The organism is Streptomyces sp. NPDC047981 (genome assembly GCF_040653315.1).
Lineage (GTDB): Bacteria > Actinomycetota > Actinomycetes > Streptomycetales > Streptomycetaceae > Streptomyces.
Window position 1 is genome coordinate 86,399 of sequence record NZ_JBEZNQ010000005.1, and the last position, 15,020, is coordinate 101,418.

9 protein-coding genes are annotated in these 15,020 nt (G+C 69.7%); 6 read left to right on the forward strand and 3 right to left on the reverse strand.

Annotation, left to right across the window (positions count from 1 at the left end):
• Nucleotides 1-6: 6 nt before the first annotated feature.
• Complete coding sequence (locus tag AB0E14_RS05000; protein WP_179499972.1) at nucleotides 7-183, reverse strand: hypothetical protein; 177 nt, start codon at nucleotides 181-183, stop codon at nucleotides 7-9.
• A 318-nt stretch (nucleotides 184-501) separates the two neighbouring features.
• On the opposite strand from AB0E14_RS05000, the gene AB0E14_RS05005 reads away from it, so the two are divergent.
• Genes AB0E14_RS05005 through AB0E14_RS05020 form a run of 4 tightly spaced genes read left to right on the forward strand, consistent with a single transcriptional unit; the run spans nucleotide 502 to nucleotide 10,619 of the window.
• Nucleotides 502-1,620 carry a hypothetical protein gene (locus AB0E14_RS05005; RefSeq protein WP_362412110.1) on the forward strand — a complete coding sequence of 373 codons (1,119 nt, stop codon included), beginning with the start codon at nucleotides 502-504 and terminating at the stop codon, nucleotides 1,618-1,620.
• Complete coding sequence (locus tag AB0E14_RS05010) at nucleotides 1,617-4,853, forward strand: helicase-related protein (protein WP_362412114.1); 3,237 nt, start codon at nucleotides 1,617-1,619, stop codon at nucleotides 4,851-4,853. The genes AB0E14_RS05005 and AB0E14_RS05010 overlap by 4 nt, the downstream gene beginning before the upstream one ends.
• Nucleotides 4,850-7,570, forward strand: coding sequence for a DUF1156 domain-containing protein (locus tag AB0E14_RS05015; protein ID WP_362412117.1), 2,721 nt, complete (start codon nucleotides 4,850-4,852; stop codon nucleotides 7,568-7,570). Before AB0E14_RS05010 ends, AB0E14_RS05015 begins: the two co-directional genes overlap by 4 nt.
• Before the next feature lie 49 nt (nucleotides 7,571-7,619).
• Nucleotides 7,620-10,619, forward strand: a complete 3,000-nt coding sequence (locus tag AB0E14_RS05020; protein ID WP_362412120.1) for a DUF499 domain-containing protein — start codon at nucleotides 7,620-7,622, stop codon at nucleotides 10,617-10,619.
• A 140-nt stretch (nucleotides 10,620-10,759) separates the two neighbouring features.
• On the opposite strand, the gene AB0E14_RS05025 is transcribed toward AB0E14_RS05020, so the two are convergent.
• Both AB0E14_RS05025 and AB0E14_RS05030 read right to left on the reverse strand, forming a co-directional pair.
• Nucleotides 10,760-11,050: a hypothetical protein gene (locus AB0E14_RS05025; protein ID WP_362412123.1), complete on the reverse strand. Its 291-nt coding sequence runs from the start codon at nucleotides 11,048-11,050 to the stop codon at nucleotides 10,760-10,762.
• Nucleotides 11,051-11,071: 21 nt separating this feature from the next.
• Nucleotides 11,072-12,778, reverse strand: coding sequence for a hypothetical protein (locus AB0E14_RS05030; RefSeq protein ID WP_362412126.1), 1,707 nt, complete (start codon nucleotides 12,776-12,778; stop codon nucleotides 11,072-11,074).
• 322 nt (nucleotides 12,779-13,100) lie between these two features.
• Here AB0E14_RS05030 and AB0E14_RS05035 point away from each other — a divergent pair, with 322 nt between their 5' ends.
• Both AB0E14_RS05035 and AB0E14_RS05040 read left to right on the forward strand, forming a co-directional pair.
• Nucleotides 13,101-13,826: a hypothetical protein gene (locus AB0E14_RS05035; protein WP_362412129.1), complete on the forward strand. Its 726-nt coding sequence runs from the start codon at nucleotides 13,101-13,103 to the stop codon at nucleotides 13,824-13,826.
• Between the two features lie 34 nt (nucleotides 13,827-13,860).
• Complete coding sequence (locus AB0E14_RS05040) at nucleotides 13,861-15,003, forward strand: hypothetical protein (protein ID WP_362412132.1); 1,143 nt, start codon at nucleotides 13,861-13,863, stop codon at nucleotides 15,001-15,003.
• The last annotated feature ends 17 nt before the right edge of the window (nucleotides 15,004-15,020 follow it).

Genomic DNA, 15,020 nt, shown 5'->3' on the forward strand with positions numbered 1-15,020 from the left:
GATCCCTTACTCCTTCGGGAGGTTCAGGTCACGGTTCTCACCGTCGTCTCCCGCGCTGTTCTGCGAGCTGGTGATGTCGGACCGCTCAGACTCGCTCCGGTCGTGCGCGGTCGCCAGCTCCTCCACCGCGATCAGAAGCGCGGGGCTGGTCCCCGACGTCTGCGTGGACGCTCTGTCGGCCATCGACGCTCTCCTCTCGGTCGCCACCGCCCGGTTCCGGGCGAAGGTCTGAGTTAACCCGCGTCCAGCAGAGGGCAGTAGGGCGAGATTCGGACATATGAGCGAGGCGCGAATTATCGGCGACACCGCATCTGTGTCCGATGAGGGCGCGGCCGCCCTGTTGAGGCATGCGGGAGGGATGTCGATGCCGCCGCCGACGAGCCTCGCCGCCTGGCGGATATGCGTCGGATCCTCCGAAGCTGTACGCCCGCAGCGTACCGGACGGGTACGCTGTCGGCGTACCTTCTGTAGGCCTCCGCGGCACACCTCTGGGAGTCGACGATGCGGGACACCGCGAGCCCGTTCGAGTTCGACGGGCCAGTCCCTCCTGACTGCATGATCAACCGGCGGTCGGAAGCAGACGTGATCAGGGAGTGGACTCGCGAGAGCCAGTTGATGACCCTGGTAGCGCCACGGCGTTTCGGCAAGACGAGTCTGATCCGCAAGATCACGTCCGAGGGCGAGAAGACCGGCCTGATGGTGGTCACCGCTGACCTCTTCGAGGTGGCTAGCCTCTCCGACCTGGTGCTTCGCCTGGAGCGGGCGTGGGCCCAGCACACGCCCGAGGAGCTTCGGCCAGCGGTAGGCAAGATTCTCGGCAGCGCTCAGGCAGGTGTGTCGATCTCCGGGGGCGGATTCGCGCTGGCCATGGCGGACAGGCCCGACACCGACCCGGAGCCGGCCCTGCACGCGCTGCTGGAGTTGCCCGCCCGACTGGCTCAGCACCGGCCCGGGCGGATCTTGATCGTGCTGGACGAGTTCCAGTCCGTCGCCGGGGTCCCGGGTGCGCAGGCCCTGATCTGGCGGCACGCGTGGCAGGAGCGGCATGCCGTTTCCCACCTCTTCGCCGGCGGTGGGCCGGGGATGTTGTCGGCCGCGCCGGACGATGAGGGGCGCCCTGTCGAGCAGGCGCGGACGCTCCGGCTGGGCCGGCTGCCGTCCGCGGAACTCCGCACAGTGATCAAGGACCGGTTCGCCGCGGCAAACCGGGATGTCTCCGGTGTCATCGACGGGCTCTTGGCAGTGGGCGAGGGGCACCCTCAGAGGACCATGCTGCTGGCCCACCTGCTGTGGCTGGAAGTCTCTGCGGGCGAGCGGGCCACCGCCGATGATCTCGATGCGGCGATCGCTGTAGCCCTGCGACAGGTCGATGCGGAGGCCCGCGCCACGATGAGCGGGCTCACTGCGGGGCAGCGCAAGGTCCTGCGGGCTGTGGCCGAGTACGGCACGCCCATGGCGGCCCGGGCATCACGGACCCTGGGGCTTCCCAAGACCACGGCGCAGAAGGCGGCCCCGCACCTGGTGGCCACGGGGCTTATCGAGGACACGGACGAGGGGTGGCGCGTGGTCGATCCGCTGTTGGCCCGCTGGATCCGGACGAACTACGGGACACGCGCATGACCATGCAGCCTGATCACGAGGTGACGTTCGAACGCGGCCAGCGGGTACGGGTCCGGGCCGCCGGGGTGCCCGAGTTCGCCACGATCCGGTTCGCCCTCCCGGGCGACGAGCCGGGGTCGTGGGACCTCATCCTCGTCGACGACCAGGACCGCCGGCACGAGGTGAACCTGGCGGCCGGTGACACCCAGACGGTTCGTCCGCTGGTGAGCGACGGCCGGGCCGACTCGGCTCGCGTGCTGGCCGCCATGTGGACTCAGTGGATGTACGCGGCAGCCACGAACGCCGAGTCGAGTGCCATGGCGGCCACGCCGCTGAAGCCGTACGCGCACCAGACCACGGCCGTGTACGGCGCGATGCTGCCGCAGCCGCTGCTGCGTTTCCTGCTCGCCGACGAGCCGGGCACCGGCAAGACGATCATGGCCGGGCTCTACATCCGGGAGATGCAGCGGCTGGGCCTGGTCAAGCGCGCCATCATCGTGTGCCCGGCGAACCTGGCCACGAAGTGGGTGGACGACTTCGAGCGGCTGCTGGGCGGCGGGCTGCGACAGCTCACCTCGGCCACGGTCCGTGAGAACGCGCTGAACTCGAACGACCTGTGGGTGACCTCCCTGGAGCTGGCCGCGGTCAACCCCGCTGTCCAGGACGCGATCCGGCCGGACAGGGCCGGCTGGGACCTGGTGGTCTTCGACGAGGCACACCGGCTGACCCCGACCGCGGCCGGGTTCCATCAGGTTGGCCGTCTGCTGGCCAAGAACACCCCGCGGGCCCTGCTGATGACAGCCACCCCGCACCGGGGCAAGGAGTGGCTCTTCCGGCACCTTCTGCATCTGGTCGACCCGGAGATCTACCCGGACCCGGGCAGCGACCCCAACGTCGAGCTCAGTGCGCTCCGGCCGGGCCCGATCCACTTCCTGCGACGGATGAAGGAAGACCTGGTCGACTACGACGGCAAGACGCGCCTGTTCAAGGGCCGAACCGCCCACAACCACAGCGTCGCCCTGTCGTCGACCGAGTACGGCTTCTACCAGGCCGCGCTGGACATGGTCGACCGGTACTTCGCGCCCTCGGCGCAGCCGCTCGCCCGCATGGTCTACGGCAAGCGGGCCGCGTCCAGCCTGCATGCCCTGGCCGAGACGCTCCGCCGGCGCCACGACCACATGGGCGCCATGAGCGAGGCCGAAGCGGCCCTCATCGCCGACCGCGAGGACCAGGGCGACGAGGCGGAGATCGACGAGGCCAAGGTCATCCACTCGAGTTCGACGTCCACGCGAGCCGAGCGGGCGGCGATCAAGAACCTCGCGGACCAGATCAATGCCACGATCGGCAACCCAGCGTGGACGCCGTCGAAGTGGAAGCGGCTGGTCGAGGACTGCCTGGCCAAGCACGGAATCCTCCCCGGCAACGGCGAGCAGGCCGTGGTGTTCACCGAGTACGCCGACTCGGCCGAGTGGATCGCCCGGCGCCTCGAAGCCGAGGGGTTCACCGCCCGCCTCTACTCCGGACGGCAGAACAAGGCCGAGCGCGACGAGGTGCGCCGGGCCTTCATGCGCGGCGAGTTCCAGGTCATCGTCACCACCGACGCCGGCAACGAAGGCATCGACCTGCAGGCCGCCCACGTGCTGGTCAACTACGACATCCCCTGGTCCCTGGTCCGCCTTGAACAGCGCATGGGACGCATCCACCGCGTCGGCCAGCTCCGCGATGTCCACCTGTACAACCTGGTCGCCACCGACACACGCGAGGGCGAGACGCTCCTGCGGCTGCTGGACCACTTCGTCACCGCGGCGAACGAGCTGCGCGGGCAGATGTTCGACAGCCTCTCGGCCGTCGCCGAGATCACGGGCATCGACTACGACAAGTGGCTGTCCGACCTGTACGGCAACGACGAGATCAAGAAGCAGCAGGCGATCGACGCCGCCCGCGCCGTCCAGGCACAGGAACTCACCCGCGCGGCCCGGCAGGTGCGCGACAACGAGCGTCGCCTGGCCAGCCAGGTCGACGCAGTCGCCGCGCTGACCCTGCTCCAGCGCGACTTGTTCGCCCGGATCAACCCCGCGATCGTCGAGGCGTACCTCGACCGGCTCGCCGCCGCCGGCGTGCTCCGGTCGGCCCCTACCGCCGCCGGCACCGGATTCCGGCGACTGTCGCTGACCGGCGGGGCACGGTTCCCGGCCACGCTCGGCAGCGCGAGCGAGGTCCACATCGCCACCAGCGGCGACGCGGTACGCGAGGCCGCGGAGAGCATCGACGTCGGCGACACCATCACCCTCGGGCCCGGCGAGCCGGGGTTCGCCGACCTGATCGGCATGGCCGAGCACGCCCTGGCCGAGGACCTGCACCAGTCCGGCGCCGCCGCCGACCCCACCAGCCTCACCCCGTACGACCTGTACGCGTACACGGCGACCATGACCGAGAGCGACGGCAAGCGCGCCAGCATCTGGGCGAGCCTGGTCAAGGTCGACGACAGCGGCAACGCCCGTCCGGTGCGGTGGGAGACCCTGGCCAACCTGGTGCCCACCGGCCAGCACGGGACCGCGCCCCATCCCGCACGCGAAGGGCATGCGCTCACGACGGCCCGCGAGGTGGCCGCCGCCACGGTCACCGAGCACCGGCGGGTACGGGCCGACTGGTTCGCCCAGGCACGCCGGGACCTGACGAACCTGCCGCTGAGCCTTACCGAGGACATCGACGACCGGACCAAGCGGGTCGAGCTGCGGCGCCGTCTTCAGGCCCAGACCGCCCAGCGGCTCGACGAACTCGAGCGGCTCGCGGACGTGCAGCTGACCGACCCGAAGCTGATCGGCCGGATCCGTGTCCTGGCCGCGGCCGACGTCACCGTCCAGGCGGAGATCGATGCCGAACTGGTCTCCATGCGGCACGTCCAGAACCTCCTCGAAGACGACGGGTGGACAGTGGAAGACGTCCACACCGAGAGCCGCGGCTACGACCTGGAAGCCCGCCGCAACAGCCAAATCCGGCACGTCGAGGTCAAGGGCGTACTGGGCAGCGCGGCCAGTGACGGCATCCGGATGACCGGCAACGAGGTCCTGATCGCCACCCAGCACCGCAAGGACTACTGGCTCTACGTCATCGACCAGTGCGCCGACGGCCGGGGCCGCTTCTTCGGTGCCTACCAGGACCCCGCCACCCTTTTCGCCAACGACATGACCGGGAGCGCGGTCTTCCGCGTCCCGGGCAGCAGCCTCAAGAACGCACCGGGGAGCAACACATGACCAGGATGATCGAACGATGGTTTCCCAGCGCGGAGGTGTCGGCCAACAGCGACAAGGGCTGGGGGTCCGGCAACAGCGAGATCTCCCTGTTCATGTGGTTCGCCAAGCGGCCCACCGCCCAGGCCAAGGCAGCCACCATCTGCTCGCTGCTGCCGTGGCCCGACGACACCGAGGAGCAGACGCGGCTGCAGAACCTGGTCCGGGACGCGATGAGAGGCCGCTACGCCGCATGGGGCGACCTGCAGGCCGAGATCGCCAAGACGAATCCCGACGGCGCGACCACGCTCGACCCGTTCTCGGGCCGGGGCATGATCCCCCTGGAATCCGCGCGCCTGGGCGTGCGGGCATCGGCCGTCGACTACAGCCCGGTCGCGGTACTCGCCAGCCACCTGCTCACCTCCGCGCCGTTCGAAGACTGGAGCGAGGAGCCCGAGCTTCCCTTCGGGGAAGAGCGGGACCACCTCCTGATGTCCCGTACCGACCGGCTGCTCGGCGATCTCGAATCGCTGTTCGCGGAGATCCAGACCCGGCATGCGGCCGCCATGAGCGACGTCTACCCCCGCCACAACGGTGCCCTGCCGTGGGGCTATCTGTGGTCCGTCACGATCCCCTGCCAGGAATGCCACCACCGGTTCCCGCTCATCGGCTCCTACGAGCTGATGCCGGCCCGTGGTGAGCGAGGGGCCGTGTCGTTCTACATCGACGCGGACCGGGCCTCCGGCACGTGGGAAGCGGTCGTGACCCCCGGAAAGCCCACCCGCACGCCCACGCTGACCAATGCCGTGGTGAACGGCAAGAAGGTAGCGGGCAAGAGCGCGATCTGCGTGTTCTGCAACCACGTCCACCCGCTCGCCGTTCACCGCCGCCTGCTGGACGAGGGGCAGGGCCAGGACGCTCTGGTCCTCGCTGCGGACACCGACGCCAAGAGCCAGAAGACCTTCCGCCAGCCCACGGACGCAGAACGCGAGGCCGTCGCAGCGGCCGACCGGGCACTGGCCGCGGAGCCGGCGTTCAGCCCGTTTCTGCCGGCCGTTCCGGACGAAGGCATCGCACCGGGCAACAACAACATCATCGGCCCGAGCATCTACGGGGCGAAGACCTACGGCGACTTCATGGTCACCCGCCAGACCCTGTCGTACGTACGGCTCGCACGCATCATCAACGAGCTCGGCGACGAACTGACCACCGCCGGATTGTCACGGGATTACGTGCGGGCCCTGACCGGGTATGCGACCGCGGTCGTGGTGAAGAAGCTGCGCCGCTCCACGCGCGGCGCCCGGTTCCAGAGCAAGGGCGGTGCGCAGGTCGGGGATCTGTTCGTCAACGAAGGGTCGATCACCTTCTCCCACGACTTCTTCGAGGCCGGCATCGGAGACGGCCCCGGAACATGGAAGTCGATCGCGAGCAACGTGCTGGCCGCGTGCCGCAACCTGTTCGCCGACCTGCGCGGCGCACCGGCCTCCGTGCAGCGGGGAACCGCGACCGCGCTGCCCTTCCCGCCCCGTACCTTCACCGCGGTCGTCACCGACCCGCCGTACGACCAGATGATCGCGTACGCGGACGCCTCCGACCTCTTCTACACGTGGGCGAAGCGGTGCCTGCACAACACCTGGCCGGAGCTCGCGATCACGGCCGATCCGCACGGCTGCCAGGACAAGAGCCAGGAGATCATCGTCAAGCGGGTACGAGGCGAAGCCCCCGACGAGCACCGCACCCGCGAGCACTACGACACCCTCATCGCCGACGCCTTCGCCCAGATGCGGCAGGTCGTCCGGGACGACGGTGTGGTCACGATCGTCTTCGGCCACGGGGAACCCGAGGTGTGGCAGCGGCTGCTGCACTCGATCGAGCGAGCCGGACTGGTGATGACCGGCTCCTGGCCGGCCAACACCGAGTCCGGCGGCCAGCAGGGCAAGGCCAACATCGAGACGACCCTGACCATGGCCTGCCGCCCGGCTCCGGCGGGCCGCCCGGCCGGCCGTAAGGGCGCCGTCGAGGCGGAGATCAAGACGGAGATCAAGCAGCGCTACCCCGACTGGGAGCGGTGGGGCCTGGCACCCGCAGACATGCTGATGGCCGCCGCCGGCCCGGCCATGGAAGTCGTGGGCCGCTACAGCGAAGTCCTCGACGCCAAGGGCGCGCCCGTCGACATCCACACGTTCCTGCCGCTGGCGCGCGCCGCGGTCCAAGAGGCCATGGCGGTCGAGGTCAACCGGCAGCCTCTGGCAGCCTTCGACGCCCGCACCCGGTTCGCCCTGTGGTGGATCAGGCTCTACGGCCGTCAGGTCCAGGCGAAGTCCGAGCTGCGGTGGCAGGCGCTCGCGTCCTCCCTCGACCTGGCCTCGGTGCGCAACCTCGTCGCAGACGCCGACAAGGGCGTCCGTTTCATCACCTCCCGCGAGTACAGCGGCAAGGTCGACGGGGACTCCGCTTCCATCGACGTCGCCTTGGCGCTCGCCGCAGCATCCGGCGAGGGACTGCAGGCCATGGGTCAGGTGCTGGCGGCTTCGGAGCGAGGAGTCGACGACACCTACCTGTGGTCGACCGTGCAGTTCCTCGCCGACCGGCTCCCCGACAACGACCCGGACTCCATCGCCTTCACCCGCGTCCTGCGCACCCGAGCCGGAATCGGCAGCGCCGCCGAAGCCGCCGCTGCCAGCGCGTTCGCGAGCGCACGCCGCCAGCAGGAGCAGGACGCCCAACTGAGGCTGCACTGATGACGAACACCGTACGAGCCCCTATGACCACCAGCCCAGGAGACCAGCAGTGACGACGAGCGTGACACCGTGGTGGAAGGCACTGAAGATCCGTGACGAGATCCTTAATGCCTCCGGCCAGATCGATGACGTGCAGATGTCACTGTTCCGGGCCGTCCACGCAACCGGCACGGACCGGCCGCCGTACGCGGACGCCGGCTACTACGGCGACATCACCCACCCCACCGAGCGCCTGATCGACCTGCTCACCGAGATCGCCGTCCGCATCGGTGGCGGCGAGGACCACCTCAAGGCCCGGGCCGTCACCCGCCTCGACCAGGGCATGGGCGGCGGCAAGTCACACGCCTGCATCGGCGCCTTCCACCTGGCCTCCTCCCCCGAGGCCCTGCTGGCCACAGAGCTCGGCGAGAAGGTCGCCGAGCGGGCACGGGCCAAGATGGGCCGCCCGCTCGCCCACGACCTCGGCCAGCCGCACGTCGTCGTCCTGCCCTGCGACAACATGACCGCAGGGGCCGGAGTGAAGGAACTCGACGGGCCGGCCGTCAGCCTCCACGAAAGGTTCCTGTGGCGGCTGTTCTCCAAGGACTACGCCCTCTATGAGCGCTATCAGCCGTTCTGGAGCGACAAGCACAAGATCGCCGAGGCGATCCGCGCAGTGAACCGGCCCGTGCTGATCATCGTCGACGAGATCCTCGACTACATCGGCAACGGCCTCGACGGCAGCAACAAGCCCGACCTCGCGGCCCAGGACATGGCCTTCCTCCGAGCCCTGCTCGACACGGTCAACGACGTGCCCCACGTCGCCATGCTCGTGGTGATGATCGCCTCCGACACCGACAAGACCGCTCTGTCGGCGGCCGCCAAGGAGCGCCGCGACGACCTCAACACCCTGCTCGAACGCAACGGCTTGCCAGCCACGGTCACCGAGGTGGGAGACTTCGCCGACATCCTCCGCCGGCGGCTGTTCGACACCGAGCCCGCCCGCGAGGTCCTCACCGCGACAGCCGCACTCTACGAACCGGTGCTCACCGACCGAGCATGGGCCAAGCACGTCTGGGAGCAGATCGGTGCTGACTGGCGGCGGAACTGGTCCGACGAGGTCGCCGCCTGCTACCCCTTCCATCCCATGCTGATGGCCCTGGCGAAGGACGAGTGGAGCCGGGTCACCGGGTTCCAGCGTGTCCGCTCCACGATCCGCATCTTCGCCGCCACCGTGTACGCCCTGCAGCAGCGGGGCAAGGCCGGCGCGTGGGCACCGGCACTCATCGGGCCGGGTGACCTTCCCCTGTCCGACAGCACCGTTCGTGAGGCGCTCCTGGGCAGCGGCCTCGTCGAGGACGACCGCACCATCGCGAACTACCGCAGCCTCGCCGAGATCGAGATCGTCAACCACGACGGCTCCACCGGAACAGCACGCCGCCAGGACCTCGAGCGTCCTGAAACCCCCTGGACCGAAGCCAATCCGCACGCGGCCGAGCGCGCGGCCACCTTCATCTTCCTGGCGAGCATCGTCGGCACCCTTCGCCCCGGACGGGGCCGCGGCGCCAGCGCACCCGAGGTCAAAGCCGTCACCAGCGTGCCGGACATGCGCTACACGATCACGGACGCCGACAGCGTGGTCGACGAACTCGTCGACCAGGGCAGGGGCATAAGCGCCCTCGACATCGTCCGCGGGCAGGGCAACAACAAGCCGGCCCGGTACTTCCTGTCGACCCGGCTCACCCACCGGATGCTCGTCACCAATATCCGGCGCACCATCACCGATGACGAGCGTGACCAGGTCATCTCCGAGTTCGCCCAGAAACTGGCCAGCACCGGCCCGTTCCGCGAACTCAAGTTCCTTCCCGCCGACCCCCAGCGCACCGCGGCCGAGGTCATGGCCACGAGCGGGCTGGACACCGCCTACACCACCCGCCTCATCGTGCTCGACCCCGCGCAGTTCAGCCTGCGCAACGGCATGGAGAAGGCGACCCTCGAGGCGCTCACAATCGCGATGGGACTCGGCCAGGGCGCCCAGCAGCTCCCCGTCCAGTGGGCCAGCAGCGCCGTCTACGCGGTAGCGAACACCCAGCGCCGCAGCCTCGTACGCTCCCTGGCCGTCGAGTACCTGGCCCGGCAGCGAGCCCTGGCCGCCCCCGAAGTACAGAACGACAGCGAACTCAAGACGACCGGGACCAAGGAGCTCGCCGCAGCGAAGGACCAGTTGGAGAAGGCCCTCAGGCGGGCCTACCAGCACATCGTCTTCCTCGCCCAGCCCGACCCGGACGGAGACCGCTACCTCGACGAGCTCACGCACGACGACGACAACTTCACCGCCCTGAACGGCACCGCCGTCTGGAAGGCGCTCGCCGCCCGGGACAAGGTCTTCGACGTAGGGGAATTCACCCCCAGGGCCCTGCAGCACAACCTCCGCGACCAGGACTACGGAAAGACCCTCTCGGACATCCGAGCAGCGTTCTACAGCGCCCCGCGGCTGCCCCTGCTCTACGGCGGCGACCGCGACCTTCAGCAAGCGATCCACGACGCCGTCAACGAGGACCTCGTCAGCATCGTCGACGGCACGGGCACAGAAGTCGCCGTCACCGCACCTGGGCAAGTCAACCTTTCGAGCACCAGCCTGCGGCTGGCGAAGCCACAGCCCCGGGCCTGCCCGACATGCAGCACGGCTCACGACGGACCGTGCGCGACGAACAGTGCTCCCGAAGCCCCGGGTGGAACCGCCCCGAGCGGGGCGACCAGCCCCGGCCCGTCCAGCGGCCCGAGCGACAACGACAGCCGTGGAACCAGCGCCCACAGTTCAGACGTCGACACTCCTCCATCCGCTAAGGACAAGCAAGCGGCGTTCTCGTTCACCAGCAACCTGCTGGCCAGCGCCGACGGCGCCGACGGGTTCGCCGCACTGTTCCGGGCGTTCTACATGGCACTGGACGAGCGGCAGATCAGCTACCTGCAGGGAACGCTCCAGGTCGTCCTCAGCGCCGATGCCGCCGAACAGATCCAGCAGCGCCTTGAGGAGCTGGGCATCACGGCCAACTTCAAGGAGATCTAGGCACTGGATCGAGCACGCGCCCGGGCCGCACCACCGTGCGCCAAGGGGTGGGAGCTCACGTTCCCGTCGGCGACCGAGCTTGCACGGTCGCCGACGATGAGCCGGATCGTCGATGCCCGTGTCTGGCTCCACACCGAGGTCTACGCCGTGGGCCCAGCGATGTGGCCGACCAGCTCGTGCCACTGCTCGATCCTCACGACGAGCGTCTGGTCGCGCCGAGAGGACAGGCGCAATAAGACTTCTTCGCCGCCGGGCAGCAGGGCGAACTCGACATGCTCTTCGTCCCGCGTCCCTACGGGGTAGTACCAGTCGAGGCCGTCGCCGTCCTTCACGGTGGCGACGGTGCGGACTTCCACGGCCGCCGCCAGCGCCTCCAGGGCGGTCTTGGGGATCCGCAGCTCCGCCTTCTCGGGCTCGGGTATCTCCGTCACGAGCAGCTTCTCCATCTCGTCTCAGCGCGCCGCGGGCGTACCGGTCAGGAGCCAGAGCGTCGTTTCCGAGAGCATGTTCGGTTCTGGTGGCCACGGCGCCGGGAGCTTGCGTCCGGTCAGCGCCCCGGCGTCCTGGAGTTCGGCCCCGGGCGTGCAGATGCCGGCGAGCATCCCGGTGAACAGGCTCAGCGCGTAGGCGTGTTCGGCATACAGGGTTTCATCCGTGGGATGGGGCTGGTTGCCGTTCTGGACTGCGGCGTGGTCGTAGTACGCCTGCGTGGCCTTCACGGCGTCGAGGAGGGTGTCGCCGGTGAGGAACACGGTGAGCTTGGTGATGTCCTCGAGCATGCGGGTCGGCTGGCCGTAGTTGGAGATGAGGACGAGTTCGGCGTCCGCGGTGCCGCGATCGTCGACTTCGTCAAGGTAGGCGAGCATCAGGTGGACGGTGCCGTTGTCGTCGATGACCAGGCCCAGTCCGGGAGCGGGCATGGTCTCGGTCAGCTCTGCGGGGACGCGGCCGCTGGCGGTGGCCTGCAGCGGGAGCGTGGTGAGGACGCTGTGGCGCCCTCCGCTGCGCCAGGCCCCCAGCGCGGCGATCCTGGGCCCATCCCATGAGGCTTGTTCGATCGGCGCGTCGTACATCTTGATCAGCCATGCCGAGACGCGGATGCTCGGCATCCAGCACCACGGCTGCCACTGCGAGCGGTTCTGTGCGCGCAGTTCTTCCAGGCCCTCGAAGATTCCGGGGTATCGCTGGGTGACCTGCATCTCCAGGCGGTGCCAGTGGTCGGCCGCCTCCCGGTAGATGTGGGCGAGGCGCCGGTGGCCGGCGTCGAGCTGGTGGTCGAGGGTCGCGTCGAAGACGCCGTGCTCGGCCTTCTTCGTGGTGGCGGCGAGCTCCGGCGCAGGGTCGAAGTAGTCGGCCCCGTCCAGGTCGCGCATCGTCTGCGCGGCGCGGTCGGTGATGCCCCGGTGTGCGGTGCCGCCTCCGCTGGTCGTGGCGACCTGGACACCACGCTTCTTCGCCTTCTGCTCCTTGAGCGCCTGCGTGACGGTGGCCTGTGGCCGCTCCTCGCGGAGCGTGGTGCCGTCCGCGGTAAGGGCGTACCAGGCGGCGACCACGCTGCGCAGCGGGATGGCCGAGTAGATCAGCCCGGAGGGCAGCTGCTTGCGGTGCAGGCGGGTGTCGAAGTGCGGGAGGAAGGACAGGTGGAGGTCGAAGTCCGGAACGATCGGGATCAGCCGGCCCCAGGCGACGGCGTCCTTTTCCTGATCTTCCTCTCGCATCGGCGCCCACCAGGTCAGATGCACGCCGGCGGAGAAGCCGTCCATGGGCGGCCCCCAGGTGACCGCGACCACCGGGAGGCCCGAGGGGAGATGTGCCAGCGGCTCGTCGGCGGAGAAGACGAGCATGCCCGAGGGTGCGGGCAGCACGTCCGGGGTGAACGGCAGGGGGATCGACTGGTCCTGGCCGATCTCGCGCGCCGTTCGCACGAGCTCGTCGGGCATCGCGAACGTCGTGCCGTCCGACACCCGTTTCCCCTCCGCGGCGAGCAGACCCTCGATCTGACGAGAGCGGGGCAGGGCCGACCACGCGGCTGGCATCACGAACGTGTGCCCCTGGTCGACGAGCATGTTCCAGAACTCGCGGCTGACCGGGGAGCGCAGGAACGCGAGAGTGCGGGAGCGCAGGCCGGCTGCCAGGTCAGCAAGGGGGTGGGCAGGCATACGGCCAACCCTAGACGGGGTCTTCGCGCCTGCGGTAGTCGTGACCGCGCCCCGAGGATCCCTCGTGGGGCGCGCGGCTGCCTGCACGCCGCGCGTCTCGCACGCCACCGGCCCTGGCCTGCGGTGTTCAGCTGACGCTCAGCCAGGATGACGTCGTGAACCGGCCATCCGCCTTGTACGCGCGGGTGCTGGCCGACGAAGATGACATCCAGTCGATCGACGTCGGTGGAGCCTGTTTCGGCTCCGGCGCCTTCCCGACCCGGCGGCACGCCTGCCGGACCGGCCGATCGCACCGGGAGTACGGAACAAGGGGGAGCACGACGTGGGCAAGGGGAAGCGGCTGCGGGCGCAGCGCGCGAAGGACCAGGCGGCCCGGCGGGCACGGGAGCTGGCCCCGGAGCCGACTCGGCCGGTGTCGACGGATGACATGGGAGGCGGGCGGCTGTCCTCGTACACGCGCCGGGAGATCGGCAAGCAGGTGTACGCGTGGATGATTCTCCTGTCGTATCTGGAGGGTGCCCTCGACGGCGGTGACGGCCTTCCCAAGGACCTGTTCGCCCCGCAGAAGCCGGGCGAGAGCGACGAGGACTACGCGGCGCGGATCGAGGCCGATCGCCTCGTGGCGGAGACCCAGGCCATGGCCGGCAGCCCGGCGGAGCAGGTCGCCGAAGTCCTCTCCAGCTGGGTGCCGCGCTCCCTGGTCCCCGGCGTGGTCGAACAACTTTCCGCGGAGGGCCTGCGACACCTCGACACCGCAACTCCGGATCCCGGCCAGTGGCAGTCCGGAGCCCGTCCCCTCCTCGGTATCCTGTGCCCGCCGGCGCACTGGGAGGCCGCGCTCGACCAGCTCGAAGCCCTCGCCGCCAGCCGCCTCAAGGTCACCGGCACCATCGCCGAGCACCTGGACGACCACCCGGTTGCCACGGTGCACGCGGCGGCCGCCCTGGTCACCTGGCTGTACGGGCGCCCGGACATCGTCGCCGATCCGGCCGCTGCCCGCCTCGAACTCGCCGAGCGGGCCGGTAAGTTCGGGGAGTTCGTCTTCTAGGCCCGCGCACCGACCACCCGGCAGGAGCCAGCCCATGCCCTCTCGTTCACCGGCCCCCGACCCGTGGAGCGAGGCCGTACGGCGCGCCACCGACGCCACCGCGGCCGACCAGCCCGGCGGCATGGACGAGCAGTGCTGGGACGACGTGGCGATGCGCGGCATCGTCGCCACGGTCCTCTACGCCCTGCACCTGCGCGAGCGCCGGCCGGTCGACGCGATCGGCTGGCCGGCGGTTCTGTGGCAGTTGCGCGACGACGAGCGCGTGACCGAGCTGGTCACCACAGTCCTCCCCCGCGCGGGCCACGACCTGTCCCGTACGGCGGCGCCCGGCGACCCGGTGACCGAGTGCTGGCGGTGGTTGACGCGGACCTGGGACCCCCACGCCCCGGTGAAGTCGGCCGTCCTTCAGCCCGCCCTCTCGCACGGCGCCCACAGCGGTTGGGTGCCTGACGCGCCGGAGCCCCGGTGGGGCGGCATGAGCCGGGGCATCGCAAGGGGCCTGCCCGACCCTGCGCTGGAGGTGTGCACGCAGTGGGCGGCGGGCGTCGTCCAGCGGCAGATGATCACCGAGCAGGGTCACCGCGCCCTCGACCGGGTGAAGGTCACCTCCGGGGCGTTCACCGGACACCGCGGGTACGTACGGGATGTCGGCTGGTTCTTCGACGATGCGACCGAGACGGTTCACGGGCCGGCCGGGTACGCGGTCGACCTCGACGACGTCGAGGGAACCCGGGACATCGACGCCGACCAGGTGGAGGCGTGCGCCGATCTGCGCTGGCCTGACCGTCCCGAAGGAACCCTCAAGGACGGTCCTCCTCCGGGCCTGAACGATCCGCTCCCGCCGGCCAAGACCTGCGCCGAGGACCTGCGGGAGCTCCTCGACCGGGCCAGCAACCCCGAGGTCGTTCCGGAGGAGCTGCGCCGTGCCGTCGCCGCGGCCCACCATCATCACCATCTCGAACTGGACTGGCAGGCCAGCCCCACCCCGCAGCGCTGCACCTGGGGCGTCCTGCACCACTGGTACCAGCTGACCGAGCACTACGCCGACGACCAGCGCGCCGACTTGTACGAGGTCGTCGTCGCCCGGCATCTCCGCGATGCCGAACCCGCCCATCACCTGGCCTTGAGCAAGGACGAGCTCCCCGGTCTGATCGCGCGGTGCACCACCGGAGCGTGATCTCGACCGCTCCCCCG

Excerpts from the sequence above, each read along its gene's own strand:
- AB0E14_RS05000 (WP_179499972.1), bottom strand. The coding sequence starts at position 183 with ATGGCCGACAGAGCGTCCACGCAGACGTCGGGGACCAGCCCCGCGCTT.
- AB0E14_RS05005 (WP_362412110.1), top strand. The coding sequence starts at position 502 with ATGCGGGACACCGCGAGCCCGTTCGAGTTCGACGGGCCAGTCCCTCCT.
- AB0E14_RS05010 (WP_362412114.1), top strand. The coding sequence starts at position 1,617 with ATGACCATGCAGCCTGATCACGAGGTGACGTTCGAACGCGGCCAGCGG.
- AB0E14_RS05015 (WP_362412117.1), top strand. The coding sequence starts at position 4,850 with ATGACCAGGATGATCGAACGATGGTTTCCCAGCGCGGAGGTGTCGGCC.
- AB0E14_RS05030 (WP_362412126.1), bottom strand. The coding sequence starts at position 12,778 with ATGCCTGCCCACCCCCTTGCTGACCTGGCAGCCGGCCTGCGCTCCCGC.
- AB0E14_RS05040 (WP_362412132.1), top strand. The coding sequence starts at position 13,861 with ATGCCCTCTCGTTCACCGGCCCCCGACCCGTGGAGCGAGGCCGTACGG.